We start from the raw sequence: 1775 nt of genomic DNA, 5'->3' as shown, positions 1-1775 counted from the left end.
GAGGGCACTGAAAAAGTCTCTCATTTAATTGAATTAAATGAAGACAAAGGAGCAGAAACCGTAGTGTTTCTGCTCCTTTTTTCGTATATTAAATGCTGACAAACAACAGCTTAAGCATGTTATTACAGCAGCAAAAAATTCAATTAAGTGCGTATTCGGATCTATATGATTTAATCGTACCCAAGGATAATCTTCTTAGGAAAATCAATGAACTGATTGATTTTTCCTTTATCTACGATGAATTGGTAGATAAATATTGTTCGAATAACGGGAGAAATGCGGAAAGTCCTATCCGCATGTTTAAATACCTGTTATTGAAAACGATCTATTCGATTTCAGACGTTGATGTAGTTGAGCGTTCTCGATATGATATGTCCTTCAAGTATTTTTTGGAAATGGCACCCGAGGATGCAGTTATCAATTCCAGTTCGTTGACTAAGTTCCGTAAGCTGAGATTAAAAGATACCGATCTACTGAACCTCTTGATAAACAAGACTGTCTCTATTGCCATTGAAAAAGAAATCATTAAGTCCAAGTCGATTATTGTTGATGCCACACATTCGCTTTCCAGATCAAATCCATATTCAGCACTGGAGGTTCTCAGAGAGCGTTCAAAGCTGCTTCGTAAAGCAGTTTACGTTATAGATGAAGACATGAAAGACCGCATGCCGCAAAAAAACGCTTCCAGTGAACTGGAGAAAGAATTGGCTTATTGCAGGGAACTAGAGAAGTGTATTGAATCGGACCAGACATTAAGTTCAGTTCCTGCAGTCAAAGAAAAGTTGAACCTATTAAAGGAGACCGTGGGGGATACCCAGGAAAACTATATCCTTTCTAAGGATACAGATGCTAAAATCGGCCATAAATCAGTTGACAGTAAATTCTTTGGGTATAAGACCCATCTGGCCATGACCGAGGAACGTATCATTACCGCTGCAGTGGTCAGATCGGGTGAAAAAGGCGATGGCCCGGAATTGCCAATGCTTTTGAAACTAAGCCAGGACAATGGAATTCAGGTGGATACCGTAATCGGTGACAGCGCATATTCCGGTAAGGAAAACCTCAAACTCAAAGACAAAGATGATCAGAATATTAAAATTGTGGCTAAGCTGAACCCCGCTATCACACAAGGCAGTAGAAAGGGAGACGATCGATTCGATTATAATAAAGATGCCGATATGTTCGTGTGTCCGGCAGGACATCTAGCCATCCGCAAAGCACGGCAAGGGAAAAAGGACATTGGTGTGAATCAGGTAGATTCTTATTTTTTTGATATAGAGAAATGCAAGATCTGTCCATTAAGAGATGGTTGCTATAAGCCAGGGGCTAAGACCAAAAGCTATTCGGTCTCCATAAAATCAAGTTTGCACCAAGAACAGATGATATTTCAGAAAACTGAATACTATAAGGAAAAATCGAAACACCGCTATAAGATCGAGGCCAAAAACGGTGAACTAAAAAATGTTCATGGGTATGATCGTGCTATAGCATATGGGATTAACAGTATGCAGATGCAGGGGGCACTTGCTATTTTCACCGTAAACCTCAAGAGAATCCTTAAATTATCTAAATAAGCCTAAGATTCCCATAGAAGCAAGCCTAAAATAGGCAAAAGGAGGCTAATAGAGCCATAGAACGCATTTTTACCCACAGGCTGATCAAAATGTCAACAGCTCAAAAAATCACCCACAAAAAAAGCGACCAAGTCAAAAATACTTTTTTGCTTGATCGCTTTCATAAAATTACCTCAAAAGAGATAGTTTTTCAGTGCCCTC

At 39.4% G+C, this 1775-nt stretch carries 1 protein-coding gene; it reads left to right on the top strand.

The features are described from left to right. Positions 1-116 precede the first annotated feature (116 nt). The gene (locus tag IE056_RS18235) at positions 117-1574 is read left to right on the top strand and encodes an IS1182 family transposase (RefSeq protein ID WP_189606423.1); all 1458 of its coding nucleotides are present in this window, start codon (positions 117-119) and stop codon (positions 1572-1574) included. Positions 1575-1775 lie beyond the last annotated feature (201 nt).

This window comes from Salinimicrobium marinum, assembly GCF_014651535.1.
GTDB classification, from domain to species: Bacteria; Bacteroidota; Bacteroidia; order Flavobacteriales; family Flavobacteriaceae; genus Salinimicrobium; species Salinimicrobium marinum.
Note: the sequence above shows the minus strand (reverse complement) of the source record. Positions and strands in the feature narration are given on the sequence as shown.

What these genes read in the sequence shown, in the direction of transcription:
- IE056_RS18235 (WP_189606423.1), top strand. Translation starts at nt 117, where the DNA reads ATGTTATTACAGCAGCAAAAAATTCAATTAAGTGCGTATTCGGATCTA.